This is a genomic window from Neobacillus sp. 204 (assembly GCF_046562815.1).
Lineage (GTDB): Bacteria > Bacillota > Bacilli > Bacillales > Cytobacillaceae > Neobacillus.
The window spans coordinates 264685-289440 of the sequence record NZ_JBJORY010000008.1 but is presented as its reverse complement, the minus strand read 5'-3'; the positions used below and the strand labels follow the sequence as shown (position 1 = coordinate 289440).

The following is a 24756-nucleotide window of genomic DNA, read 5'->3' as shown; positions in this document are numbered from 1 at the left end:
ATGTGAATTCTTCACATGGTGCCTGACACCCTTCTATTTTTAGAGAATCTCAATCTTCAAAGAGTTCACCTGAGAAACGAGGAGCTCTTCATATTCTTTTTGGGCTTGGTAGTAGATTTCTTGGTCACCGGCTTTGGGGTTTTCTTTTTTTGCTTTATCAATTAAGTCCTTTTGGACCTTCTGGGACATAACGATCATTTGATACTGCTGCTTTTCCGTTGCCCAAAATTTCTCTTCACCATACTCATTGATCAGCTTTTTAGCGGAAGCATACTGGTTATATTGCTCGCGCGCTTTCCCGAGAGCCGCATCCACCTCGCTCTCTGCGGCCTTATGGCCCTTTTCATCTGCCAGTAAGGCCATCGCACGGAGGCGGATAATTTGTGTTAATAATTGATTTTTATCCTCGAGTGTTTTTTCCTGAGTATCTAAATAAGCAAGCTCTTCCTCTAACTGCTTGCCCGTGTATTTATCCTTCGCGCTCTCGCGGTTGATTGCCAGCTGTAATTGGTTAATAAACTTATAGAAACTTACATCCTCATCAGAAATCCATTCCCCATTGACCTTGGCAACACCTTTTGGCTTGGTTACATGGAGGTCGATGACTTTCTCTGTCTTTTGGCCGTCCTTTTCTAACGTAAATGCGGCTTCATATTTACCGCCCATCGGCAGATTCACTTTGCCGGAATAGGTCCCGTTTTTTCCTTCCACAAGCTTTACATCATAGCTGCCATGGTCCATTTCCGTCATCGATAATTGGGCCGACACATCGAGCCCTTTCACTGCCTTGTTGTTTTCGGTTACTTTTACTTCAAAAGGCATCGCTGTATCTTTGACAAAATAGAGATCCTTCGTGACTGACACCTTATAGTCAGGTCCTGAACTGCAACCTGTGACCATGGCAATCAGAAAAAGGGTGGCGATCATGACCATTATCCGAATCCTCATGAGCTGATTCCTCCTAAATGATGAGTTTGTAAAAATTCTTGTACTGTATACTTTTCCATTTTTCCATTATCCAAATAGGCGACATGGGTACAAATCTGCTTAATTTCATCCAGATGGTGCGAGGACAGCAGAATGGTCTTATCCTGAAGGGAACCAAGTACCTCTAAAATTTCCTTCCTGCCAAGCGGGTCAATGCCGCTCGTCGGTTCATCAAGAATGAGCAGGCTTGAATCTTGATAAAGGGTAATTGCTAAACCAAGGCGTTGCAGCATTCCTTTCGAATACTTCTTCACTTGTTCATGGCGGTCATCCCACAAGCTGACCGAGCGAAGCACCTGCCGGATTCGTTCCTGGTCGGCGGTCTTAGTTACCGCTTCGGCAAAGAATGTCATATTTTCAAGACCAGTCAGCATGGGATAGAGCATGAACTTTTCTGGGAGATAGGCAATCGCCTTTTTCCACTCCTCATTCTTCTTGTTCACGGCCATTCCATTAATCAAAATCTCCCCTTGTTTGACCGGCAATAATCCAAGCAAACTATTAATAAACGTTGATTTTCCAGCTCCATTACGGCCAACCAGGGCACATATTTCGTTCGCGTGAATATCTAGATGGATCGAATCCAAGACGTTTTTTGTCCCGAATGATTGCTGTAAGTTCGTCACTTTGATCATTCGTACCCCTCCTTACGATTGAAAATAACCGCTGTGAAAAATGAAGTGATTAGCCAGAACAACAGATTTCCAAGCAAGAAGAATACGGGTTTCGTCCACATAAACGCTTGTAAAAGTCTCGACATATGGCCGAATGAATATACCCCCGTGCCTGTTTCTAGAAACATTCGAACGGCTTGAAGCGGATTTAAAAAGTAGACAGAAGAAAATAGTTTCACATTTTCATGCGTCACATCAGGTAAAAATGACAGCAAGATAAAATCATGTAAAAAGAAGAAGTAGAACCAGACAAAGATTGTATAGCCGATAATCTGCATCCTTGAACGGCTAAAACTGCCGATTGCCGCGCCAATTTGCAGAAATATGAGGCTCATACAAACGATTGCTACTACAAAGATGAAGTAACTTTTTAGATCGAGCTGAAAAGTAAATTTTAGCAGTAACAAATAAATGAAAAACCAAGTAATCAGCGGGACAAGGACAACCGTGTAGAGTCCTAGGCATTTTTTGATTAGAAAGCTTCCAAAATGGTCGGTCTTGGTCAGCAGCATGATCAATGTCTTTTGTTCCTTTTCCTGAAAAATCGAGAATGCCCCGATAAATAAGCACAGAATCGGAATAAAATAGATGATCGTATCAAATAAATTGATTAAGAGCACATAAAAGCCTTTATCAAATGAAAGGACAGAGGAACGAAATAAAATCGCAATTGAAATCAGAACAATGATGCTTAAACTTAGCCAAAGTCCTTTTCCTCTTATATTTTCCTTCCATTCCTTCCAAATATAATGCATAGCCGGTGTCTCCCCTTAAGTAAAATCCCCAAAACTAGTAAGCCAGCAATCAGAGAAATGGTTTTCGCATGCGTTCCGTTTGCCGCTGTTATAGGGTGTGGATCATGAAACATGACAGCTTCCTTTTTCAATACCACGTTCATTTTTTCATAAATCTTCAGTGCAGGACTTTTTAAAAATAAATAGGATAATTCTTGGTCTTTGATTAATTGATATAACGAAGATTGATAGGTTATTGGAAAATCCCCAATGCTGTCTTGGTCTAGATCGGTGATTGGGAACGTGCTCCCCCAATCATTGCCTTTGCCATCCTGGCTCCAGGAATTATTGTCATTCGTACCGCCAAGAGTTACAGCCGGAATCGTATTTTCGGTAATTTGGTTTAAGGTAAATACTTGCTCATTGGAACTCGACCACAGTTCAATCCCAATCTGATTTTGGACGATTTTGTTGTGGCGAAACTCGTTTCTTGTTGCTTGATCAATATACATACCGCGTTGGTTCATATAAAAGATATTATTGGCAATATAATTGTTATTGGCTTGGAGCAGCAATAATCCAAAGGATTGGTTGCCGTAATTAACGACGAATTGATTATCTTCGAGTTTCAAATGGTTCGAGTTCATAATCGCTGCGCCGCCGGTATTCATCATGAAGGTATTTTTCTTAAAAATGTTTTCGTCGGAATACATATAATGCAGTCCATATCTCGTGTGGCTGATATTATTTTCATAGCTATGGTTGTTATTGGCGTATTCAAAGAACATCCCGTCCCGGGTGCCTTCAATTGTATTTTTTTCTAATAGATTATCATTGGCATAATAGACGTGAATTCCATTACCCTGGGCCGCAATTTCGCCTTTTCCTAGGCCCTTTATATGGTTGGAGCGAATCGTATTATCGTGCGCCTGGCTTAAATAAATGCCGTGAAAGGAGTCGCGGATGTTGATGTGTTCGACGACATTGTTGTTTGTATAAATCTTGATGGCCGCATATTCCTCGGCAGAGTTCCGGTCCATACTTCCATGCGTTACCGTTAAGTGGCGCAGCGTCACATGCGGGGCTTTAATTGAAATGACATTCCCCGTTCCGTCTCCCTTGATCACGGTATGGTTGGAGCCAATAATCGTCAGCGGTTTGTTGATGACAATATTGCCCTGGTACGTCTTATTTTCAAGCGTCAAGACCGCCCCTTCTTTCAGGCTGTCGATGGTTGCTTGTAAATTTTCGGCGGCCAGCTTTTTCTCAGGGCTCATAACAAGAAATAGAGAAAAAATGAAAGATAAGAGCGTAAGTTTTTTCATTTACTTTCGATCCTTCCATAACGGAATGAGTAAGAGAATAAACGCTGCTATCACCAAATACGTACCCAGGCCAAGCAGGCTGGTCGTTTGAAAATTTGCAACGGTATTATGTCCTAAAATAGGTGGTACAAATGGGTCCATTTTTATCGGGGCATCGGGACTTAAATTGGTGCCAAACTTCTTCAATGCGTGCTGGAGGTCAAAAACACCTAGCCCGCCGCCAATCACAAACAGGCTGATTAACCCATAAAGGACTGATTTTTTCCGGAGCAGGGCAGTTAAAAGAGTAAGGGCGGCTAATCCTCCAACTAGATAGGGTAAATACGATAATTCAGGGAAGTTCTTTTCGCTGAAGTTCGCCATACCGATATAGTGATTAAGCCCATTAACAATATCAATTTCTCCAGCCAGCTTATTTGGGTACACAATGATATTTAATCCTTCAGGATATTGTGGAGCGACAAAAACCATTTTCCACCATGGGAAAAACAATGAGATGACAATTAAGATAGTTGAAGCAACTAGTAATAATGAAGAAACCACTGATAACTTTTTCGTTTTACCGTTCATGTTAACATCGCCTTTGTTAAAAAGTGGAAGCGCCTTGCCGAGCCCCGACAAGCATAAGGCAAGCCCTTCAAGAAGGCGTTTTTTGCCTTCTTAAGGGATTGACTTAGACCAAAGAGTAGCTAGGCGCTGCAACTAGATTTTATTGATACTAAAAAGTTATAAACGGAGACGGGTATCAATTGTAAGAATTGATACCCATCAACATTTTACTGCTTCGGTTTTACAAGGAAGTAGCCGGTCATTTCTTGGTGAAGCGCAGAACAGAAGTTTGTACAATAAAGTGGATAGGTTCCCGCTTTATTGGCGACAAATTCCATGGTGTTTGTTTGTCCAGGCTGAACTTCCATATTTAAGTTATAGCTGTTGATGGCAAATCCGTGGGTAATATCTTCATCAAAATCAATATTTGTCAGATGAATCGAGACGTGATCCCCTTCATTTACTTCAATCACATCTGGACGTTTTGCTTTGGCATCAAAGATGAATTTCGAACGCATCGCAATTCCGTAAACGTCGACCTTGTTGCCATTACGGACGATCTTCGTATCGCTCTGCTTGTAAACAGCTTCTTTGTTCTTTTCATCCTTCGGATACACATTGATTGTTTTGATTTTATCGGCCTTAATAATTTGCGCATAGTGCGGTTCTGGGTTTACTGGTGCCGATTGAATGACCTTCATTTTTCCACTGATATCAATTAACTGCATCGATTCAGGATGGGAAGGTCCAACAGACAGGTAGCTGTCTTTGGCAATCTTATTTAAAGCAATGATATATTTTCCGTCTGGTGCCACCGTGTCACCTTCTGCAGCAACAGAGTGTCCAGGAGAATATTGAACAGGCACACGATCTAACGTTTCACCCGTTTTTGGATCCCATTTCACAATCTCAGAAGAAATGAACATCGTTGTATAGGCCATGCCTTTGTCATCAAATTGAGTGTGTAGTGGTCCTAAAGCATTTTCAGGGTTAACTTCTCTTTCCATTACTGACTTGTAGTTTAGAACTGGTATTCCATTCCGCTCCCCAGCAAAGTCTTTGTTTGCGACAGCCTTAAACGCTTTTTCAAACGAGAAGACAGTCATGGTTGGCGCTAATTTTCCGGAAGCTATAAAGTGCTTGCCATCTGGTGTAACATCGACACCGTGTGGTGATTTAGCAACTGGAATTAAATAAATGCCGCCTTTTTGTTTTTCAGGGAAAATCATTTTCTGACCGCCCACAGTTTCGTACTTGCCTTCCTTGACCATTTTCTCAAGCTCTTTCCAGTTAAAAAGAACAATATAGTCACGGTCAGCCTGTGAAGCATTTATTTCAAGGTTCGTGGTCGCTTCTTCGGTATTATAGGTGGTCATAACCGCCCAATCGGCTGATTCCTTTTTGCCCGCATCCGAAAGGTCATAGGACCATGGTGGAAGTGCGACTTGGTAACCAATATTTAGCTTTTCTTTGTTTTGGTCAAACGTGACAGCAGACATCACGCCGCGGTATTTTGTACTGTAATCATCAAGCGATTCGTATTTATGTTCAAGCGGTACGGCGAAACGAGTCGGCAGGAACATGTACTCCGTATTTTCGGTAACGAAAGCCGCACAGTGCGGTCCGCTTGTATTTGGAACTTTAATAATGTCTTTCACGGTAAACGTTTTTAGGTCCATAGCTGCGGCACGGCTGTTACCAACATCTGTCGCAAACATGTATTTACCGTCATAATCACCTTTTGTTTCAGAGAAAGCGGGATGATGAAGGTCTCCCCATGTGTAACCGCCCATTAATTTCTTCGAGTGTTCATCAAAGCCATAACCTGTTGCCGAATCCTGCGAGAAGACTGGAATCGTTCGAATTTGACGCATCGAAGGAACCCCATAAATAAACATTTGACCTGAGTGGCCGCCGGAAGCAAAGAGGTAATATTCATCTTTTTGACCGAATGGTACATACACCTTTTCTGCATCGCTCTTTGTGGTTGAGGCTGCTTCAGTATTTGTCTTTGCGGAGAAGTCAGCAAACGAGATGGTTGCTGCCACAAACCCGGCTAAGAGACCTGATGCAATCGGAATCCATTTTTTCATTTCAGTACACCACCTTTATTTTTCAGAAGCTTGTTTAAGTAGTTCTAATACCTGCTTACGTTCTTCATCTGATAATGGACTTTTGCCAATCACGCCTGACATAACAGCTGAAGTAGGCGCTTTTAAGAATTCTTCAATTGGCTTGCCATGTTTGCCTTCAACGTTTTTAAACGCTTGGGATAGATCTGGTCCTACGGCACCGCCTTTAATGTTCAGAGCTTCAACACTGTGGCAGCCAAGGCATCCTTTCTTGTTAAGGATGTTATCCTCATTTGCAGAAACCGTTGCTTCATTTGAATCAGTAGTAGCTTCTTCCTTGGCAGTAGCTGTTTCTGTTTGTGCCACTTGTGGCTGTTTTTCGGAATCCCCCATGATCACGCCAAACACTAAGTAGCCTAGTCCAAAGCCTAGTAATGCACAGATAACAAAACTAATAATGGCTTTATTCATTTATTTCCCTCCTTTTTTATAAAATGAACACCTTCATCCTAAATGCTTACAACCCGAGAAAATGTGACCTACCGCACACCTTTTTAGATGTTTTTGAACGTTTTGTGAAACCACGTTGTATCAAGCGATTTGAAAAAATGAACGTTTTGTGAATTTCGTCACTACATTAGCAGACGGAGTACTTTACAATAAAAGTAATCAATACGGAGATCGGAGAAATAGGTGGTGAGAAGGATGAAGCCAGTCGATTGTTTAAAAGATCCCCAATTAGCAGTCCATCATGAAGTCGTCCAAACGGATCTACTTCGAAAAATTGTCATCTTTAAGGATTTATCACAGAAATCGCTATCGATTATTGAAAAAAGGATTCAAACGCTGGAGTTGAAAAAAGGGGACCAGATCATTTCTGAGGCGGAGGTAGCCAAGGGAGTGTATTTTGTTCATTCAGGTGCGGTGAAGTTAACAAAGCAGGATGGAGATGGCAATGAAATCATTGTCTGTGTACGGCAGCAAGGGGATGTGTTTGCAGAGGCCTGTTTGTTTACCCGAAGGAAAGAATACTATCCGGCAGCCGCCACGATGCTTCAGGATGGAAAGATTTTATTTTTAGATAAGTTGGAAATTGAGCGGGATTTATACAACTATCCGGAACTATCGATGCAAATGATCAGCTATATGAGTGATGCGCTCCGGGAAATGACCTCCCAATTAAGGGACGTTGCCCTCCTCGATGTCTATGCCAAGACTGTAAAGACCTTAGAGCGCCTAGGAAATAAATTTAATAATGGCTTAAACAGATGGGATATAGAGATCCCCTTGACCATTCAAGAATTTGCAACCGTAGTCGGCACAACAAGGGAAAGTGTGAGCCGAGTGTTTTCTAAGTTGAAAAAAGATGGAATCATTGATATGAAGTCGCGGAAGATCATTATTCGAGATTGGTGCACACTTTGCACACTCCTCCACCGGGAATACTAATTAGAAAAGCGGAAGCGCCTTGCTTAGGGGCGACAGGCATAAGACGACTTATACTTTCTTTAAAATAGCCCTTACTAACAGATAGTTCAGTTTTGAGATGCAATTAATCGAGGTTATTGACGACCGAAACTGTGAAAAAAATGAGTGAACGGTAGCCAATAGGGGTTATTGACGACCGAAACTGTGAAAAAAATGAGTGAACGGTAGCCAATAGGGGTTATTGACGACCGAAACTGTGAAAAAAATGAGGGGACGGTAGCCAATCGAGGTTATTGACGACCGAAACTGTGAAAAAAATGAGTGAACGGTAGCCAATAGGGATAATTGACGATGAAAAAATGACGTGTGATTCACACGTCATTTTTTCGTCAGTTTATTGTAGCACAACAATCTGCTTCCTTTACACCTTGAGAAGGTTTTTAAAAGCAGAAGCGAAGAGCGTACTTTATTTTCCAAGCTAAAACTTATACGTCCAAAACCGCTCATTATTGATCCACATCATGACTTGCGGGTCTTGATTTTTTAACTTCTCTTCCATCCCAATAAACATTTGCTCGGTTTGCGAACGGTGGGCTTGGATAGCGGCTAGTTTTGTTTTGGCAACGGGGCTAATATTATTGAGGATATCTGGCTCCCCAAGTTCATCTACACAATTTTTCGAGAAAGCAACACAGTGTAAGGTTGGCCGTGCGGCTGCCGGCATTTTTTCCACGGCACGAACGACCGCTGCACCAGTGGCATCATGGTCAGGATGAACGGAATAGCCTGGATAAAACGTAATAATCAGGGAAGGATTGACTTCCTCAATCAAGGCTAACATCCGATTGGCAAGTTTCTCTTCATCCTCGAATTCGATCGTTTTATCGCGGAATCCGAGCATACGCAGATCTTGAATGCCCAACACAGAGGCAGCTTCCTTTAATTCTTCTTTTCGTATTTTCGGCAGGTTTTCGCGATTGGTAAACGGGGGATTCCCCATGTTACGTCCCATTTCACCTAAGGTTAAACAAGCATAGGTGACAGGGGTGCCGTTCTGCACATGGCTCGCAATGGTCCCGGACACACCAAATGCCTCATCATCAGGGTGAGGGAAAACAACCAAAACTTGGCGTTCTTTTTCCATAAATCATTCTCCTTTCGGGCATTGCCTCATCATTCAAAAGGGGTGCCAGAAATCTCCAAGGCAACCGCTAGTTTTCCATCATGATCATGACCAGCTAATAATAGGTGATTGTCTTCATCTATTTCGTAATGGGTGATACCTTCTGCATAAATCCAGCCAAGGGTGATTTTTAAACCGACCCGAAACGGGCCATTTCCTGTTATTTTTCCTAATTCATAACGGACAAGTGCATTGCGGATAAATGCTCCAGCCGAGAAGAATGATTGATCGTTATGTGATGCATAAGCACCATTTGTCGTTTCCAGGTGAATGTAAACATCTTTATTGGCAAAGCTGTTGATGGCAGCCTGTGCACCTTTTACATCAATAGGTTCCATTGTGCAACCTCCCTTCCTTTCATTCATAGAATGATTTTGTCTATTGTCTAGAGTCTATTTTAATTAATAATGTAACTATCATACTAAAATTAGGAAAAAAATGCGAAATCCATGCTTGAACAACAGAAAAAGGGTACCCATCAACTGGATACCCTGGTACGCCATCTATGGGCGCTTCCATCATTTTTTATTCCACACAATCCTCACAGTACTCAGTGATAGCTTCTTCTGCACTGCGATAGGCACCATGCCAGGTTGGACCGACATATTCGTTTAGGCGGAAGCCTTGCTGGATGGCCGCCGTGATAAATTCTTTTGCCACATCGACCGCATCGTATACCGATTTTCCTTTTGCTAGTTCTGCGGTAATGGCTGATGAGTAGGTACAGCCAGCCCCATGCGTGAAGGTGGTTTCAAATTTTTCAGATTCATACAGCATAAATTCCTTGCCATCATAGAGCAGGTCAACAGCTTTATCTTCTGATTCGAGCTTGCTGCCGCCTTTAATCAACACGAATTTTGCTCCTTGTTCGTGGATTTTTTCGGCCGCTTCTTTCATTTCGACAACGGTACGCGGAGTCTTCATGCCTGCCAGTTGTCCTGCTTCAAATAGATTTGGAGTAACGACTAAAGCACGTGGCAGCAGAAACTCACGCATCGCATCGGTAGTTTCCGGATTTAACACCTCATCTTCCCCTTTACAAACCATAACAGGGTCAATAACTACTCGCTCCAGTTTGTTTTCATCGATTTTACGAGCGGCTAATTCGATAATTTCTACGGTACCAAGCATACCTGTTTTCATCGCATCGATTCCAACCGAAAGAATTGTTTCGAGCTGGGTCTCAAGCGTATCAACTGCAATTGGGAAAACATTATGGTGCCAATGGTTCTTAGGATCCATTGTGACAATGGATGTCACGGCCGTCATTCCATAGACGCCAAGCTCCTGAAATGTCTTTAAGTCTGCTTGCAGGCCCGCCCCGCCACTTGTATCAGATCCCGCAATCGTCATTACCTTTTTGATCGTCATATGTACGCCTCCTTGGTATCTAAAAACCTCATCCTTATTATAGAACAATTTTATAAATTTAACAGAAATCACCTTAGAACAAGACATGGGAGTTCGGTTTGATCTCAATAGTTGACAATAACATGACAAATGCACCCTTTGTACTATTTACACGCATTTATTGTGATAAATGTTACTTTCTAATACCAGACGCGGCAGTAAGATATTGACAAAAGGAAGTGCATGTAAGGGATTTTATTTGTGTAATCGTTTTTAATTTACGAGTAAATCCTTTATCGACCGCGGTAACTAGCCAGTTCATAAAATTGTAGAAAGTCTGTCACAAATATGAAAAAGCATTACCAAAGTCCCGCCACGAATGTGTAGAACTTTGTCATAGATTTTTAAAGAACGACGAATCTATTCCTATTTAGAAGCAGACTCTCCGGCAAAGTGATAAAGGTCGCTGAGCACAATAAATACAATTCTTACAATGATTAATTGATGAAGTATTTCCTGAGGAGGAGGGAAAACAATGAACCGAAAAGGTTGTCCCGATGAATATCCTATTTCCTTGCTGATTAACGGTTATGAGATTGCTGTTTTTCAACTAACCAAATACAACCTAGACGATTGGACATATGGATATTTGTTTTCTGAAGGATTCATTCAGGATGCAAATGAGATTGAGACGATTGTTATCAATGAGGAACAAAGCACAATCAATGTATCGCTTCGGACAAATTTTGACGATGAGCAATTTTTTTCGAAGAAGAAGCATTATACAGCCGGCTGTGGCCGTGGCGTCACTTTTTTTTCGATGACAGATGTTAAGAATTTCGAAAAAGTAACATCGAATGTTAGCTATCAATTAAGTTATCTATTAAAAAAGCGAAGTGAATTTGCCCAGAATTCGGAGCTATATCTTGAAACCGGCGGCATGCATGGTGCTTGTATTATCGATCAAACTGGCCGTATGACCATTCGCGAGGATATTGGCAGACACAATGCCGTTGATAAAATTATTGGTTACGCTATCAAAAATCACCTGCTGCCCGAGCGGTTAATTTTACTCACAACCGGCAGGGTTTCATATGAAATGCTCTCAAAAGCAGCGAAGTTTGGATTTCCTGTGATTGGTTCGCGCACGGCGGCGACCAAGCAGGCTGTGCAGCTGGCAAAATACTTAAATATTGAAGTTGTTGGCTATCTACGGGGGAAGATGGCGACAATTTATACCTCAGCAGGCAGAGTCGAAAACGATGTCACTGGCGAGTTCGAGTTAGTAATAAACATTGAAGGGGGGAATTAACAACACCAATCAATGAAAGGTATGCCTTAGAGAGAAAAAGGGATGTTCTAAACAAATTTTGGGAAGGAGAATGATGATGGTTGAATTGAACCTGAATCGTCGGCAATTTTTAAAGCTATCGGGCGCGACAGCTGCCACATTAGCAGTTGTTGAGCTGGGCTTTAATGAGAAAAAAGCCTATGCGAAATCAAAGGATTTTAAAATTGCCAAAGCTACTGTAACACCAACCATTTGCTGCTTTTGCGGTGTAGGATGCGGGATCCTCGTTCACACCAAGAACAACACAGTGGTTTATACGGAGGGGGATCCGGATAACCCGATAAACGAAGGGAAACTTTGCAGTAAAGGAACAACATTAAGACAGCTTTACACCTCTGAAAAACGGATCACAAAGCCGCTTTATCGTGCCCCTGGCAGCAATAAGTGGGAGGAAAAAGAGTGGGAATGGATGCTTGACACCATTGCCAAGCGTGCAAAAGATACCCGTGATCGTTCATTTGTTGTCGAAGAAGATGGATTGATTGTCAATAAAACCGAAAAAATTGCCAGCCTTGGCGGCGCGGCACTCGATAACGAAGAAACCTATTTAGTGTCAAAATTAATGAGAGGACTTGGTGTCACTTACTTAGAGCACCAGGCACGAATATGACATAGTTCTACGGTTGCCGGTCTGGCACCTTCATTTGGTCGTGGCGCAATGACAAACCATTGGAACGACTTACAACATACGGATTGTGCGCTTATCATGGGCGCAAATCCTGCAGAAAACCATCCAATCAGCTTTAGATGGCTGACAAAGGCGAAAGAAAATGGCGGGAAAATTGTCAGTGTGGATCCGCGTTACACTCGGACCTCTGCGGTATCTAATATTTATGCCGCGTTGCGTTCTGGTACAGATATTGCCTTCATGGGCGGTATGATTAAATATGCAATCGACAACAATCTTTTCCACAAAGATTATGTTGTTAACTATACAAATGCTTCCTTTATCGTGGCAGACGGATTTGATTTTAAAGACGGTCTGTTCTCAGGATATGACGAAGTTACACGTACGTATGATAAAACAAAATGGGCCATTGCAACCAATGAAGATGGAACTCCGAAAAAAGATCCATCCTTACAGAATCCACGTACGGTCTTCCAATTAATGAAGAATAACTATTCTCGTTATGATGTAGACACAGTATCTGGAGTTACAGGTACACCTAAAAAAGATTTATTAAACGTCTATAAGGCCTTCTGTGAAACAGGTAAAGTTGGCAAAGCAGGTACGATTCTTTATGCAATGGGTACCACTCAGCATACAGTTGGGTCGCAAAATGTTCGTGCTTTCGCGATTATTCAGATGCTTTTAGGTAATATTGGTCTACCAGGCGGGGGAATCAATGCCATGCGCGGTGAATCCAACGTTCAAGGCTCCACGGACTTTGGTTTACTATGGGATAACCTTACCGGATACCTCGGGGTTCCAAAAGCAACTGTACCGGAGCATGCGACTCTGGCAGGCTATTTAGCAAAAGAAACACCGCCAACAGGTTTTTGGAGCAACAAACCTAAATTTGTTGTCAGCTTATTGAAAGCTTGGTATGGCGATCATGCAACAAATAAAAACGAGTTTGGTTATCACTTCTTACCAAAAGGCAACAAAAACTACTCGCACATTAACTTATTTAAAGCGATGTATAACAATGAACTAGAGGGTGCTTTCCTCTGGGGAACAAACCCAGTTGTCGGGGGACCAAATGCCGGTAAGGAAAAAGAGGCGCTTGGCAACCTGAAATGGCTGGTGGCTGTTGACCTTTGGGAAACTGAAACAGCCGCATTCTGGAAACAAGAAGCTGGCAGTGACCCATCCAAGATTAACACAGAGGTATTCCTTCTTCCGGCATCTGCTTCTTTTGAAAAAGAAGGCAGTATTTCCAACAGCTCCCGCTGGATGCAATATCGCTGGAAAGCGATTGATTCAAGGGGAGAAGCAAGACCAGACCTTGATATTATCCATGAATTGGCCCTCAAACTTAAAAAGCTATATGCGAACAGTCCAAAACCTGCCGATCAGCCATTCTTATCGCTTGAGTGGAATTATGGCACCGGCGAAGCACCAGATCTTGATTTAATAGCCAAAGAAATCAATGGATTTGACCTGAAAACTGGAAAACTGCTTCCGGGCTTTGGTGCCTTGTTAGATGACGGAACCACTTCCAGCGGAAACTGGATTTATTCCGGCTTCTATCCTGAGGAAGGGAAAAATCTATCCAAGCGCCGTGATAATAAAGATACAGGTAATGCCAATTTCCTTAACTGGTCTTTTGCTTGGCCAATGAACCGTCGTATTCTTTACAACCGCGCCTCTGCTGATCCAAGTGGTAAGCCATGGAGCCAGGAAAAGGCTGTTATTTGGTGGGATGCTGCGGCCAAATCTTGGGTTGGTAATGATGTTCCAGACTTTAAAGCGATTCTTTCACCAACTGAACCAGGTGGAACGGGTGCATTTATGATGAATAAAGACGGCGTAGGATTATTGTTTGCCCCAACGATGAATGATGGTCCATTCCCTGAACACTACGAACCATTTGAAAGTCCTGTCCCAAATGCGTTCTCATCGGTAGAGTTGAACCCAGCTGTTGTTATTAATGATGGCGACTTTAACAAAAAGGGCTACAAGGTTGACTTTCCAATTGTCGCCACCACCTACCGTGTAGAAGCACACTGGCAATCAGGTTCGATGACTCGTAACCAGGAGTGGCTTTCTGAAATTGCTAGATATATGTTTGTTGAAATAAGCGAAGAGCTGGCCAAAGAAAAAGGCATTAAAAATAAAGATAAGGTCATAGTTACTTCAGCACGCGGCGAAATCAAAGCCTATGCAATGGTAACGAAGCGATATAAACCATTTACCGTTAGAGGCAAAAAAGTGCATCAACTAGGGATGCCTTGGAATTTTGGATTTAAAGGATATGCAAAAGGAGATATTGCAAACCGCCTGACTCCACATATTGGGGATGCCAACACAATGATTCCGGAATATAAAGCATTCCTCTGCGACATAAGGAGGGCTGACTAATGGCTGAATATGTAAAATATGTTGACGTTACCAAATGTGACGGCTGTAAGGCGTGTATGGTTGCTTGTAAAAACTGGAATGATCTCCCTGCTGAAGTAACGGAATTCCAAGGAAGTGTTCAATCCCATCCGAAAACAAGCGCTGATACATGGAATGTGCTTCAGTATATTGAGCACGAAAATGGCAAAGGGGATTTAGAGTACCTTTTTCGCCATTATTCATGTATGCATTGTAAAGAAGCGGCGTGTGAAAAGGTCTGCCCGGAAAATGCGATCAGTTATTCTAAATTTGGCTCCGTTGTCATTGATCAGGATAAATGTGTAGGCTGCGGCTATTGCGTGGAAAACTGCCCGTTTGAAGTGATTTCCTTAAAGACGTACAAAGATAAAAATGGCAAAGAATACAGAAAGTCACAAAAATGCACGATGTGTACAGATCGACTAGAAGAAGGATTACAGCCTGCATGCGTAACGACCTGTCACACTGATGCGATGCAATTTGGCAAAAAAGAAGCAATGCTGGAAAAGGCAGAAAACCGCTTAAGTGAAATAAAAAGCCGTTTCCCTAATGCTAATATCTATAATCCGCAAGGGGTTGGCGGTACGCATACGATTTATGTGTTAGCTGAAAAACCTAGCGTTTACGGACTTCCAGAATCGCCGAAGGTACCAACCTCTGCTGTCCTTTGGAAAGACTATGCACAGCCAATTGGGAAAGCGATGATTGGTGTCACAACGATGGCAGTTGTAGGTGCCTTTATCACCAACAGTATTATGAGTAAACGGAAAAATAATCACGACGAAGATGGAGGTGGCAGCCATGAGTAAACAGCCAAAATCCACTGCGAAAGTAAGACGTTTTTCGAAAGGGTTTGTTTTGGCACATGCGGTCAACGCAATTTCCTTCTTCGCTCTGTATATTACCGCACTGCCAATGTATACGGAGTTCTTTGACTGGCTCTATCCAATTCTTGGCGGTCCAGAGGGCGCCCGTTTGCTTCACCGGATCTTTGCCGTTGCATTCGTGTCGCCAACCTTTATTTGGATTATCTTTGACTATAAAGGCTTTAAAGTTTGGCTGAAAGAGCTTGTCACTTGGAAAAAGCGCGATCTTCAATTCTTCACAGAATTTGTGAAAGAACTATTCGGCTTTAATTTTAAACATATCAGACAATCATTCTTTAACGCTGGTGAAAAAATCAATTCGCTTATTCAAATTTTTACAGCAATCATGATTATCGGTTCAGGTTTCCCAATGTGGTTCCCGCAATTCTTCCCACGTGCTGTCGTCCAATGGGGATACTTTTTCCATAATGTCGGCTTTGGACTAGCAATTGCTGTTATTGTTGGACACATTTACTTAAGTGTTGTTCACAAAAGCTCACGTCCTGGCTATTCTGGCGTGGTCACAGGCGAAGTTCCAGCTTGGTGGGCAAAAGAACACTATCCAGACTGGTATGATGAAGAAGTCAAAAAAGGCAACTTCCCTAACCTCGACGATCCAAAACATAAGAAGAACAAAGGAGCGTAAACTGCTCGATTTTGATATAGCAGTGAAAAAGCTCACTGATTTTTGAACTCTGTTGATTGGAGCGGAAGGCGCGAAGACTCCTGCGGGAGGACGGGGCAGGGGAGACCCCGCAGGAGCGCAGCGATGAGGAGGCTCCCCGGACCGCCCGCGGAAAGCGAAGCGCCTGGAGCGGAAATCAACAGCCCAGTCTAATAGAGTTTTGATAAAAAAAGGAATGGCTGCACGTTAAAGGCAGCCATTTCTTCACTAAAAGATTGTTGTTCTTGGAATAAGAGGAAATACATTATAAAAGTACTGAGCAGCCTGAATACACGTAGACTCCTGCGGGAGAAGTGAGCAGTGTGAGACCCCACAGCGAGGTACGAGCGAGGAGGCTCACTGCTCACCCGCGGAAAGCGAAGTGTATTCAGGCTGCGGGTTAAATAGAAACGATCTTTACGAAAACAGCCCTACTAAATGAAAGAGGTGCATCATCCTATGATAAAGTCCGTTGTTTCAAATGATTATCAGGATCTTCAAAAGGAAATAGTTTTACTTCAAGATAAATGGAAGCAACAGATTAACCCAGAATCGATTCAACCGAACTTTGACAATGCTGCACTGGCAGCGGGAATGCCTGCTGCGGCATCCGCGGCTATTGATTTTGAAACTTCCCTATTCGTACAGTGGATAGAGGAACTAAATGACATGTTAATCAACGATATCCCTGATCTAGAGCCTAAACTTGAGGGGATCATCCGTCTGCTAACAGACGAAACAGTCATCCGGTGGGTGGAAGAGGCGTTTTCATTAAACGCTCTCTATTTTCTTGATTTCGCAGACGAAAACGGACTGGAAGAATGGATTCCGTACTTTCTAGCTGAAACGGCGCTCCGTCCTTATTTACAGAAGGCCGCCGAAATGATCCAGCCAGAAATTACCCATGCCATCCCAGGTGCAGGCTGCCCTGTTTGTGGTGAACCGGTCCGTTTAGCGACAATTGAAGAGGATGGTAAAAAGGCCATCCAATGCACACGCTGTCTTGCCCACTGGCACGCCAAACGCCTAGAATGCGCGCACTGCGGCAATGAAGATCACAAAACAATTAAGTTCCTATCCATTGAAGGCGATGCGGTCTCACAAATTCAGGTTTGCGAAGAGTGTAATGGCTATATTAAAATTATTGATACACGCCAATATATTGAAAAACCATCACCGGCCTTACTAGATTTAAACTCAATCCACTTGGATTATATTGCACAGGACAATGGCTATCACGCGGTTGGCGAGATTGAAGATATAAATTAAGAAGGTGTGAGGGCTCATGAAGGCTGCGGCTATTATTTTATCCGGTGGAAAATCAAGCAGGATGGGCATCAATAAAGCCCTGCTAAAAATAAACGAGAAAACCACTATCGAGAGAATCACAGACACGCTAAACGTATCGTTTAATGATATAATTCTTGTAACTAATCATCCCGAAGACTATCAATTTCTAGAAGTAAAGATGGTCTCGGATCAGTATCCTGGTCAGGGACCACTTGCAGGGGTTCATGCCGGCTTGCTGTTTTCTCCATACGAGATGAACTTTGTTGCAGCCTGCGATATGCCATTCGTTTCAGTCGACCTTGCTGAAATACTTGTAAAAAAATGCGGCAATTACGATGCCGTTATCCCAGTCATCAATGGAGTCCAGCACCCATTATTTGCAGTCTTCCAAAAGAGGGTGACTGATGTGGTCGCACAAAGTATTGAAGCGGGACGACTTCGGATGAAACACCTGCTTGATCGCTTAAATGTTCTGTATGTAACAGAAAAGGACCTTCAGGCATACAGCAACATCGATTTAGAACGAGTCTTTTTTAATATGAATCACCCAAATGAATATGAAGACGCCAAAAAGTGGGCTGAAGCGGATTTTTAAGGTTATAAGGGGGAAATAGGGAACCATGCAATTTTTCAAAGTGAAAACAGTTGAAGAGACATTTGCCTTAATCGAAGAAAAGATACCGGCAATCCGACAAACAGAAGTGCGTGGGCTTGAAGAGGCGCTCCACTATATCCTAGCTGAGCCAGTCATCGCGAAGGAAAATGTGCCAAGCTTTGATCGTTCAACTGTGGATGGATATGCCGTTCGTGCCAGGGATACGTATGGTTCTTCCGAATCTATGCCAGGCTTCCTTACGATTGCGGGGGAAGTGAAAATGGGCGAGGTTCCTACTGCAAAAGTGGGCCCAGGTGACGCGGTCTATGTGCCAACGGGCGGGATGCTCCCGGTTGGAAGTGACAGCGTTATCATGATTGAACATTGTGAAGATGTCGATCAACTTTTAAATACGTACAAGCAAGTGGCACCAGGAGAAAACGTGATTCGTGCTGGGGAAGATATTAAAAAAGGCGAAACCATTCTAACGCCAGGCGTGAAACTCCGTCCGCAAGAGTTAGGGGCACTTGCCTCTTTAGGTGTATCTGCAGTCACCGTTTATCGAAAATTAAAGGTCGGTTACCTTTCATCGGGGGATGAAATTGTCCCTTACCAAACGCAAGCCCTTTTAGAAGGACAAATTCGCGACATTAACTACTTGACGATTGCGGGTTTAGCGAACGAATGGAATGTGGACGTGATCTACGGCGGCATTGTCCGCGATGATTATCAGGAATTTCAGCAACAGGCGCGCGAACTTTATGAACAAGTAGACTGTTTAATCCTTTCCGGCGGAAGCTCGGTCGGCGCAAAGGATTATACAACGGAAGTTATCCAGTCCTTAGGAGACCCTGGTGTGTTTGTTCATGGAATCTCGATTAAGCCAGGCAAACCTACGATTCTAGCAATGGCAAATAGGAAACCAGTCATTGGATTACCAGGTCATCCCGCCTCCGCGATGATTATCTTTAAGCTGTTTGGTGAACGTATTTTACGTAAGCTAAAAGGCGAGGTGCTCGAACGGAAACCGGAGCGCATTTTTGCTAAAATTACCAAAAATATCCCCTCCTCTATGGGACGGTCTGATTATATTCGCGTCCGCTTGTTTGAAAAAGAAGGAGAATGGTGGGCTGAGCCGATTATCGGCAAGTCCGGTTTAATCACAACCTTGGTCAAAAGCGATGGAATTGTAGAGATTAGTTCAGAAAAAGAGGGAATTTCACAGGGGGACTTCGTACCTGTGATTGCATCTCGATAAGGGGGGGCCTAGGAATGGATTATAAACACTTTAAGAGAAAAATTTATTTAGAAGATAAACCCCGAGCGCAAGCTAAAGAAGAAATTCTGGATGCTTTTAGACTGACCCCAGAAAAGGAAGAAATCTCAACGATGAACGCCTTGGGCCGTGTCACAGCCGAACCCATTTTTGCACGGGTTTCGATGCCGCATTACCATGCTAGTGCCATGGATGGAATTGCCGTCGTCGCTGAAAGCACCTATCAAGCCCATGAGCAAAATCCACTTCGTTTAACAATCGGCGAACAATTTGTTTATGTTGATACAGGAAACGCGATCCCCGCACCGTTTAACGCCGTTATCATGATTGAGCATGTTGATGTGATCGACGAGGAAACGATTGAAATCATTGAACCAGCCACCCCTTGGCAGCATATCCGTCCCATTGGCGAAGACGTGGTCCAAGAGGAAATGCTTTTTCCACAAGGGCATATCTTACGGCCAGCCGATTTAGGTGTCCTATTAGCTGGGCAGCAAACGATCATTCCTGTCGCCAAAAAACCTGTCGTGACGATCATTCCAACCGGAAATGAACTTGTTGAAGCTAATGCAGAGTTAGCCCCGGGGAAAATCATTGAATTCAATGGCACCGTGTTTGCAGGCTTCATTAAAGATTGGGGGGGTGAACCGAACCTTCACCCGATTGTGAAGGATGACCCGGAAACCATCAAGGCAGTGCTTTTAGAAGCAGCCGAAACGTCTGATATCATTGTCATTAATGCTGGCTCATCAGCGGGCTCCAAGGACTATACGGTCCACATTATTGGTGAAATCGGCGAGGTCTTTACCCATGGGGTCGCCGCGCGGCCAGGGAAACCTGTGATTTTAGGGAAAATCAATGGGAAAATCGTTGTCGGAGTACCGGGCTATCCGGTCTCGGCTTATTTGGCATTTGAGTGGTTTGTCAGACCACTTATCTGCAAGTACCTGCAGATTCCTGAGCCAAAAAGACAGACCGTGACCGTCAAGTTAGGGCGCCGCATTGTTTCATCCATGGGCGCGGAGGACTTCGTGCGCATGAATATTGGCTATGTGAATGGACAATTTGTCGCGAATCCGCTCACACGTGCGGCTGGCGTTACGATGTCCTATGTCAGGGCAGACGGCCTGTTAATCGTTCCGCCCAACATTATTGGCTATGAGCAAGGCGACCTTGCAGAAGTTGAATTACTGCGGCCGCTGGAGGAAATTAAACAGGCGATTGTGTTTAGCGGCAGCCACGATTTAACGATTGACCTATTATCGTCGCAGTTAAAACGGGCACAAACAGAGAGGAAAATTGTCTCTTCCCATGTCGGCAGTATAGCTGGCATCATGGCAATTCGAAAAGGAGAGGCCCATGTAGCAGGTATTCATTTGCTGGAGCCAAGTACAAAGGAATACAATATCTCCTATGTAAACAAATTAATAGCAGGTCAAGACGTGGTTCTCTATCCATTTTTAAAAAGAAAGCAAGGCTGGATCGTGCCAAAAGGCAATCCACTAGGAATTGAGTCAGCGGCAGACCTAGCTCGTGCCAATGCCAATTTTGTCAACCGTCAAAAAGGAGCAGGAACCCGGATTCTTTTTGATTTATTATTGGAAGAAGGGTGCCTGACACCAGACGATATTACTGGATATGACCGGGAAATGTTTTCGCATTTAGCGGTGGCGGCGGAAGTGAACGGGGATAATCACGGAGCAGGTCTTGGGATTTATCCAGCCGCAAAAGCGATGGACCTCGACTTTGTTTCAGTCGCTGATGAGGAATATGATTTGCTGATGACAAGAAGCTTTTATGAAAGTGAAAGTGGCCAGCTGTTAGTTGCGATGATTCAATCATCGGAATTTAAAGCGCAGGTTGAAAAAATTGGCGGTTACCAAGTGGTCGAAAATGCAGAGCCAAAGTGCTTAAGGTTAGAGGTGTAATCAGGATGATGTACGAAATTTCAAAAGAACCAATCGATATTCAAGCCGTAATTGATAAGGTTGTCCAACGTAATGCCGGCGCGATTACCACGTTTATCGGCACGGTTCGCGAATTAACAAAGGGTAAAAAAACCTTGTTTTTAATCTATGAAGCGTATGAAGCGATGGCGGTCAAAAAGCTGGCGCAAATTGGTCAGGAAATAGAACAGCGCTGGGAGGGCTCGTGCGTGGCGATTACCCACCGAGTCGGCCGATTAGACATCACCGATGTGGCAGTGGTCATTGCGGTCTCGACACCGCACCGAGCGGATGCCTATGATGCCAACCGTTATGCGATTGAACGGATTAAAGAAATTGTCCCAATCTGGAAAAAAGAGCACTGGGAGGAAGGCGAAGCGTGGATGGGCAATCAGCTCGAAACGGTCGCCTATCCGAGCGGAAAGCCGGAGGAGAGTGACTTAAATGAATAAAGTGTTGTTTTTTGCTCATTTACGTGACGCAGTCGGCGAGGAGTTTCTTTCTGTCGATGCCAGCGGAAAAACAGTGGCAGAGTTAAAAACGGAGTTAGCAGCCAAGTATAACCTGCCTAAGATGGACACGGTGATGACGGCTGTCAATGAAGAGTTTGCCTCGAACGATGAAGTAATTCAAGATGGGGATGAAATCGCCTTTATTCCGCCAGTAAGCGGGGGCTGATCATCATGAATGAACGGTATTCCCGGCAGGTCCTCTTTTCAGGGATCGGCAAAGACGGACAAGCAAAGATTCGCAGCAAGCATGTGCTGATTATTGGTGCGGGGGCCTTAGGATCAGGAAGTGCAGAGATGCTGACTCGAGCCGGTGTCGGCAAGATCACAATTATTGATCGAGATTATGTGGAGGCCAGCAATCTGCAGCGCCAGCAGCTCTATACCGAAGCAGATGTCACTGAGAAACTTCCAAAGGCAGCGGCGGCCGAAAAGCGCTTGCGTTCGATTAATTCAGATGTAGAAGTAATCGCGATTATTGGTGATGCCACTCCTAAATTGATGGAGGAATTGATTGCCGGCGTGGATGTAATGATGGATGCGACTGATAATTTTGAAACCCGGATGGCGATGAACGATGTCTCGCAAAAATACAATGTTCCCTGGATTTATGGGGCCTGTGTTGGCAGCTTTGGGATGACTTTTTCGATGATTCCTGGGAAAACCCCTTGTTTAAATTGTCTGCTGCGCTCTATTCCGCTTCAGGGGATGACCTGTGATACAGGCGGGATTATTTCACCTGCCGTCCAAATGGTCATTGCTCATCAAACGGCGGAGGCGCTGAAGATGTTGGTCGAGGATTGGGACGCGGTACGGACTTCGTTTGTCAGCTTCGATCTATGGAGAAACCAGTACTCTAGCTTAAAGATGTCGAAAGCGAAGTTTGCCGGTTGCTTGTCGTGCGGCGAGGAGCGGACCTATCCCTATCTCGATCTTGAAAATATGACGAAGACGACAGTGCTGTGCGGCCGTGATACGGTGCAAATCCGCCCGTCGTCTTCTGGTGAGATTTCATTGGAACGCCTCGCGGGCCAGCTTAGTGCGCTCGGATATGTGGTGAAGGGCAACCCTTATTTGGTTTCAGTTGAAATGGGTGAAGAGCGGATGGTTATCTTTCAAGATGGACGCGCCCTTATTCACGGCACTAAGGATTTGACCCATGCAAAGGCGGTTTATCAGCGGATATTAGGATAGTTTGAACCCGTACTAAAGTGGTGCGGGTTATTTTTGTCAGCATTCGACGTGTTTCACGTGAAACATTGAAGTTCATGTCGAAGGGTCTGCCAATCTTGCGGGCTAATTTTTCGAAAAAAAGGTCATACTCATGTAGAATAGAAACGAGACTGAAATTAGAGGTGCTTGAGAAGTGAATATATCCGTCCAAAAACTATTAGCGAAAATAGAAGAGGAATTGAGGTTGGCGAAAAGCAGCACAAAGGAAGAAAGCTTGCGGGAAAAGGTATACTCTATTAAAATATTGTGCGAGCTGCTGCTAGACGAAAAGCCAGCACGGAAAAGCGAGGTTCCAGTCACTCCTATGCCAGCGGTTCAGCCGGCCATCTCGTACCAGGCATTCCAGCAGCCAGTGACGAACCCAGCTATAATTCAACAAGCACCAACCATACAACAACCAAAAAAACTCGACATGGAAAACGAAGCAAACGGGGATTCTTTGTTTGATTTTTAAAAGAAAAGTAAAAAGGGGAGATTTTTTAAATGAAAGCTTTTATCATTGTTGGTGCCATCAATGCCTTTATCGCAGTGGCGCTTGGTGCCTTTGGGGCCCATGGATTAAAGGATAAACTAGATGCACATTATTTGGATATTTGGAAGACGGGTGTCACCTATCAAATGTTCCACGCAATCGGGATATTGATTATTGGTCTCTTAATCGGTAAAGTAGCAGCTGCCAGCCCGCAATTCACTTGGTCGGGATGGCTCATGCTAGCAGGTATTATTTTCTTCAGTGGAAGTTTGTATGTGTTGAGCTTAACGAAGATAGGCATCCTAGGGGCAATCACACCAATTGGCGGGGTATGTTTCCTAGCCGCATGGGTCCTAATGGTAGTTGGAGCGGTTAAACATCTGTAATTGAGAGACTGTGTTAAAGGGTATTATTGATTTTGCCACTCTGTTGATTGGAGCGGAAGGCGCGAAGACTCCTGCGGGAATACGGGGCAGGGGAGACCCCGCAGGCGCTAAAAGCGCCGAGGAGGCTCCCCGCAACGCCCGCGGAAAGCAAAGCGCCTGGAGCGGAAATCAACAGACGTGTTTAATACAGCCAATTGAAAAGAAGGCATTGGGCGCGCTCCCAATGCCTTTTTTGCATCTCTAAAAAATAAACACCAATTGATGGTCAATTGGTGTTGGCGTTGAAATCATTTATCTTGGCGGGTAAGTAGCTGGCGGGGAACTGCCGTATGGATATTCATACTCTATTTCTTCTGGAAATTGAATATAATCGACAGCAACCATTGGGATAAGCCAACGGGTCCCGACTTGTGGGTCGCTTAAGATCACATGGTCTCTTCCTGCCGCTTCAATAATCCCTGTAAATTCTTTCGCATTCCATTTATTATTGCCCTCAAAGGTGGCAAACACAGTGCACAATTTTCCTTTATTTAAGCGTAAAATATTTTCGATGTATGACTGCTCAATTGGCAGCATGCCTTGGGGTGGCGGCGTGGCTTGCGCACCCGCTACTTGCCCCGCTCCGGCTGGTGGAAATTGTGGAAATCCTTGTGCCCCAGGTGCTGGATAAAAGCTTTGCCCGGCCCCAGGCATCCCTTGAACTCGCTGCTGTTGCCCTCCGTCTCCCGTATAAGGCTGAAATCCCTGTGGATTGTAGAATTGATTCATCTTTTTCCCTCCTAAAAAGTGAATAAAACGAGTAGCCCAACATCCTATTCATACT

25 protein-coding genes and 1 pseudogene are annotated in these 24756 nt (G+C 43.9%); 15 read left to right on the top strand and 11 right to left on the bottom strand.

Features of this window, described 5'->3' with window-relative positions:
- Positions 1 to 39: 39 nt before the first annotated feature.
- The 7 genes from ACJ004_RS18360 to ACJ004_RS18330 form a co-directional block, all read right to left on the bottom strand.
- On the bottom strand, positions 40 to 948 hold the full coding sequence (locus ACJ004_RS18360; protein WP_410894572.1) for a FixH family protein: 909 nt from the start codon (positions 946 to 948) through the stop codon (positions 40 to 42).
- The gene (locus tag ACJ004_RS18355) at positions 945 to 1622 is read right to left on the bottom strand and encodes an ABC transporter ATP-binding protein (protein ID WP_410894571.1); all 678 of its coding nucleotides are present in this window, start codon (positions 1620 to 1622) and stop codon (positions 945 to 947) included. The genes ACJ004_RS18360 and ACJ004_RS18355 overlap by 4 nt, the downstream gene beginning before the upstream one ends.
- Complete coding sequence (locus ACJ004_RS18350) at positions 1619 to 2416, bottom strand: ABC transporter permease (RefSeq protein ID WP_410894570.1); 798 nt, start codon at positions 2414 to 2416, stop codon at positions 1619 to 1621. Before ACJ004_RS18350 ends, ACJ004_RS18355 begins: the two co-directional genes overlap by 4 nt.
- A complete protein-coding gene (gene nosD / locus ACJ004_RS18345; protein ID WP_410894569.1) occupies positions 2380 to 3720 on the bottom strand; it encodes a nitrous oxide reductase family maturation protein NosD in 1341 nt (446 codons plus the stop codon). Before nosD ends, ACJ004_RS18350 begins: the two co-directional genes overlap by 37 nt.
- A complete protein-coding gene (locus ACJ004_RS18340; RefSeq protein WP_410894568.1) occupies positions 3721 to 4290 on the bottom strand; it encodes a hypothetical protein in 570 nt (189 codons plus the stop codon).
- Between the two features lie 206 nt (positions 4291 to 4496).
- Entirely contained in the window at positions 4497 to 6362 is a 1866-nt protein-coding gene (gene nosZ / locus ACJ004_RS18335; protein ID WP_410894567.1) for a Sec-dependent nitrous-oxide reductase, read from the bottom strand.
- Between the two features lie 15 nt (positions 6363 to 6377).
- Positions 6378 to 6812, bottom strand: a complete 435-nt coding sequence (locus ACJ004_RS18330) for a c-type cytochrome (RefSeq protein WP_410894566.1) — start codon at positions 6810 to 6812, stop codon at positions 6378 to 6380.
- 234 nt (positions 6813 to 7046) lie between these two features.
- On the opposite strand from ACJ004_RS18330, the gene ACJ004_RS18325 reads away from it, so the two are divergent.
- Complete coding sequence (locus tag ACJ004_RS18325) at positions 7047 to 7790, top strand: Crp/Fnr family transcriptional regulator (RefSeq protein ID WP_410894565.1); 744 nt, start codon at positions 7047 to 7049, stop codon at positions 7788 to 7790.
- A gap of 457 nt (positions 7791 to 8247) precedes the next feature.
- On the opposite strand, the gene bshB2 is transcribed toward ACJ004_RS18325, so the two are convergent.
- The 3 genes from bshB2 to pdxK form a co-directional block, all read right to left on the bottom strand.
- Entirely contained in the window at positions 8248 to 8913 is a 666-nt protein-coding gene (gene bshB2 / locus ACJ004_RS18320; protein WP_410894564.1) for a bacillithiol biosynthesis deacetylase BshB2, read from the bottom strand.
- Positions 8914 to 8942: 29 nt separating this feature from the next.
- Positions 8943 to 9290 (bottom strand): YojF family protein, encoded by a 348-nt coding sequence (locus ACJ004_RS18315; RefSeq protein ID WP_410894563.1) that lies wholly within the window; start codon positions 9288 to 9290, stop codon positions 8943 to 8945.
- A gap of 187 nt (positions 9291 to 9477) precedes the next feature.
- Positions 9478 to 10323 carry a pyridoxine/pyridoxal/pyridoxamine kinase gene (gene pdxK / locus ACJ004_RS18310; protein WP_410894562.1) on the bottom strand — a complete coding sequence of 282 codons (846 nt, stop codon included), beginning with the start codon at positions 10321 to 10323 and terminating at the stop codon, positions 9478 to 9480.
- 514 nt (positions 10324 to 10837) lie between these two features.
- On the opposite strand from pdxK, the gene fdhD reads away from it, so the two are divergent.
- The 14 genes and pseudogenes from fdhD (at position 10838) to ACJ004_RS18245 (ending at position 23933) form a co-directional block, all read left to right on the top strand.
- The gene (gene fdhD / locus ACJ004_RS18305) at positions 10838 to 11614 is read left to right on the top strand and encodes a formate dehydrogenase accessory sulfurtransferase FdhD (RefSeq protein WP_410894561.1); all 777 of its coding nucleotides are present in this window, start codon (positions 10838 to 10840) and stop codon (positions 11612 to 11614) included.
- A 76-nt stretch (positions 11615 to 11690) separates the two neighbouring features.
- A complete protein-coding gene (locus ACJ004_RS30225; protein WP_486348392.1) occupies positions 11691 to 12263 on the top strand; it encodes a twin-arginine translocation signal domain-containing protein in 573 nt (190 codons plus the stop codon).
- 12 nt (positions 12264 to 12275) lie between these two features.
- Positions 12276 to 14678 (top strand): annotated as a pseudogene (fdnG, locus tag ACJ004_RS18300) (formate dehydrogenase-N subunit alpha); the annotation flags it as partial.
- Positions 14678 to 15505, top strand: coding sequence for a 4Fe-4S dicluster domain-containing protein (locus ACJ004_RS18295; protein ID WP_410894560.1), 828 nt, complete (start codon positions 14678 to 14680; stop codon positions 15503 to 15505). The pseudogene fdnG and the gene ACJ004_RS18295, both read left to right, overlap by 1 nt.
- Entirely contained in the window at positions 15498 to 16208 is a 711-nt protein-coding gene (locus ACJ004_RS18290) for a formate dehydrogenase subunit gamma (protein WP_410894559.1), read from the top strand. The genes ACJ004_RS18295 and ACJ004_RS18290 overlap by 8 nt, the downstream gene beginning before the upstream one ends.
- 477 nt (positions 16209 to 16685) lie before the next feature.
- Complete coding sequence (locus ACJ004_RS18285) at positions 16686 to 17495, top strand: formate dehydrogenase accessory protein FdhE (RefSeq protein WP_410894558.1); 810 nt, start codon at positions 16686 to 16688, stop codon at positions 17493 to 17495.
- A 16-nt stretch (positions 17496 to 17511) separates the two neighbouring features.
- On the top strand, positions 17512 to 18111 hold the full coding sequence (gene mobA, locus ACJ004_RS18280; RefSeq protein WP_410894557.1) for a molybdenum cofactor guanylyltransferase: 600 nt from the start codon (positions 17512 to 17514) through the stop codon (positions 18109 to 18111).
- Between the two features lie 25 nt (positions 18112 to 18136).
- A complete protein-coding gene (locus tag ACJ004_RS18275; RefSeq protein WP_410894556.1) occupies positions 18137 to 19369 on the top strand; it encodes a molybdopterin molybdotransferase MoeA in 1233 nt (410 codons plus the stop codon).
- A gap of 14 nt (positions 19370 to 19383) precedes the next feature.
- Positions 19384 to 21315 carry a molybdopterin biosynthesis protein gene (locus ACJ004_RS18270; protein WP_410894555.1) on the top strand — a complete coding sequence of 644 codons (1932 nt, stop codon included), beginning with the start codon at positions 19384 to 19386 and terminating at the stop codon, positions 21313 to 21315.
- Positions 21316 to 21320: 5 nt separating this feature from the next.
- Complete coding sequence (locus ACJ004_RS18265) at positions 21321 to 21785, top strand: molybdenum cofactor biosynthesis protein MoaE (RefSeq protein WP_410894645.1); 465 nt, start codon at positions 21321 to 21323, stop codon at positions 21783 to 21785.
- Positions 21778 to 22011 (top strand): molybdopterin converting factor subunit 1, encoded by a 234-nt coding sequence (gene moaD / locus ACJ004_RS18260; RefSeq protein WP_410894554.1) that lies wholly within the window; start codon positions 21778 to 21780, stop codon positions 22009 to 22011. Before ACJ004_RS18265 ends, moaD begins: the two co-directional genes overlap by 8 nt.
- Positions 22012 to 22016: 5 nt before the next feature.
- Positions 22017 to 23036: a thiazole biosynthesis adenylyltransferase ThiF gene (locus tag ACJ004_RS18255; RefSeq protein ID WP_410894553.1), complete on the top strand. Its 1020-nt coding sequence runs from the start codon at positions 22017 to 22019 to the stop codon at positions 23034 to 23036.
- A 172-nt stretch (positions 23037 to 23208) separates the two neighbouring features.
- Positions 23209 to 23529, top strand: a complete 321-nt coding sequence (locus ACJ004_RS18250; protein ID WP_410894552.1) for a YwdI family protein — start codon at positions 23209 to 23211, stop codon at positions 23527 to 23529.
- A 29-nt stretch (positions 23530 to 23558) separates the two neighbouring features.
- Positions 23559 to 23933: a DUF423 domain-containing protein gene (locus ACJ004_RS18245; RefSeq protein ID WP_410894551.1), complete on the top strand. Its 375-nt coding sequence runs from the start codon at positions 23559 to 23561 to the stop codon at positions 23931 to 23933.
- Between the two features lie 291 nt (positions 23934 to 24224).
- Here ACJ004_RS18245 and gerQ read toward each other — a convergent pair whose 3' ends face one another.
- On the bottom strand, positions 24225 to 24701 hold the full coding sequence (gene gerQ, locus ACJ004_RS18240; RefSeq protein ID WP_410894550.1) for a spore coat protein GerQ: 477 nt from the start codon (positions 24699 to 24701) through the stop codon (positions 24225 to 24227).
- Positions 24702 to 24756: the final 55 nt, after the last annotated feature.

Bases quoted from the DNA above. Each gene is read 5' to 3' on its own strand.
- ACJ004_RS18270 (WP_410894555.1), top strand. From the start codon at position 19,384: ATGGATTATAAACACTTTAAGAGAAAAATTTATTTAGAAGATAAACCC.
- ACJ004_RS30225 (WP_486348392.1), top strand. From the start codon at position 11,691: ATGGTTGAATTGAACCTGAATCGTCGGCAATTTTTAAAGCTATCGGGC.
- ACJ004_RS18285 (WP_410894558.1), top strand. From the start codon at position 16,686: ATGATAAAGTCCGTTGTTTCAAATGATTATCAGGATCTTCAAAAGGAA.
- ACJ004_RS18360 (WP_410894572.1), bottom strand. From the start codon at position 948: ATGAGGATTCGGATAATGGTCATGATCGCCACCCTTTTTCTGATTGCC.
- ACJ004_RS18340 (WP_410894568.1), bottom strand. From the start codon at position 4,290: ATGAACGGTAAAACGAAAAAGTTATCAGTGGTTTCTTCATTATTACTA.
- nosD (WP_410894569.1), bottom strand. From the start codon at position 3,720: ATGAAAAAACTTACGCTCTTATCTTTCATTTTTTCTCTATTTCTTGTT.
- ACJ004_RS18245 (WP_410894551.1), top strand. From the start codon at position 23,559: ATGAAAGCTTTTATCATTGTTGGTGCCATCAATGCCTTTATCGCAGTG.
- gerQ (WP_410894550.1), bottom strand. From the start codon at position 24,701: ATGAATCAATTCTACAATCCACAGGGATTTCAGCCTTATACGGGAGAC.
- ACJ004_RS18350 (WP_410894570.1), bottom strand. From the start codon at position 2,416: ATGCATTATATTTGGAAGGAATGGAAGGAAAATATAAGAGGAAAAGGA.
- nosZ (WP_410894567.1), bottom strand. From the start codon at position 6,362: ATGAAAAAATGGATTCCGATTGCATCAGGTCTCTTAGCCGGGTTTGTG.
- ACJ004_RS18315 (WP_410894563.1), bottom strand. From the start codon at position 9,290: ATGGAACCTATTGATGTAAAAGGTGCACAGGCTGCCATCAACAGCTTT.
- bshB2 (WP_410894564.1), bottom strand. From the start codon at position 8,913: ATGGAAAAAGAACGCCAAGTTTTGGTTGTTTTCCCTCACCCTGATGAT.
- ACJ004_RS18255 (WP_410894553.1), top strand. From the start codon at position 22,017: ATGAATGAACGGTATTCCCGGCAGGTCCTCTTTTCAGGGATCGGCAAA.
- moaD (WP_410894554.1), top strand. From the start codon at position 21,778: ATGAATAAAGTGTTGTTTTTTGCTCATTTACGTGACGCAGTCGGCGAG.
- ACJ004_RS18275 (WP_410894556.1), top strand. From the start codon at position 18,137: ATGCAATTTTTCAAAGTGAAAACAGTTGAAGAGACATTTGCCTTAATC.
- ACJ004_RS18265 (WP_410894645.1), top strand. From the start codon at position 21,321: ATGATGTACGAAATTTCAAAAGAACCAATCGATATTCAAGCCGTAATT.
- pdxK (WP_410894562.1), bottom strand. From the start codon at position 10,323: ATGACGATCAAAAAGGTAATGACGATTGCGGGATCTGATACAAGTGGC.
- ACJ004_RS18325 (WP_410894565.1), top strand. From the start codon at position 7,047: ATGAAGCCAGTCGATTGTTTAAAAGATCCCCAATTAGCAGTCCATCAT.
- ACJ004_RS18355 (WP_410894571.1), bottom strand. From the start codon at position 1,622: ATGATCAAAGTGACGAACTTACAGCAATCATTCGGGACAAAAAACGTC.
- mobA (WP_410894557.1), top strand. From the start codon at position 17,512: ATGAAGGCTGCGGCTATTATTTTATCCGGTGGAAAATCAAGCAGGATG.
- ACJ004_RS18295 (WP_410894560.1), top strand. From the start codon at position 14,678: ATGGCTGAATATGTAAAATATGTTGACGTTACCAAATGTGACGGCTGT.
- ACJ004_RS18330 (WP_410894566.1), bottom strand. From the start codon at position 6,812: ATGAATAAAGCCATTATTAGTTTTGTTATCTGTGCATTACTAGGCTTT.
- fdhD (WP_410894561.1), top strand. From the start codon at position 10,838: ATGAACCGAAAAGGTTGTCCCGATGAATATCCTATTTCCTTGCTGATT.
- ACJ004_RS18290 (WP_410894559.1), top strand. From the start codon at position 15,498: ATGAGTAAACAGCCAAAATCCACTGCGAAAGTAAGACGTTTTTCGAAA.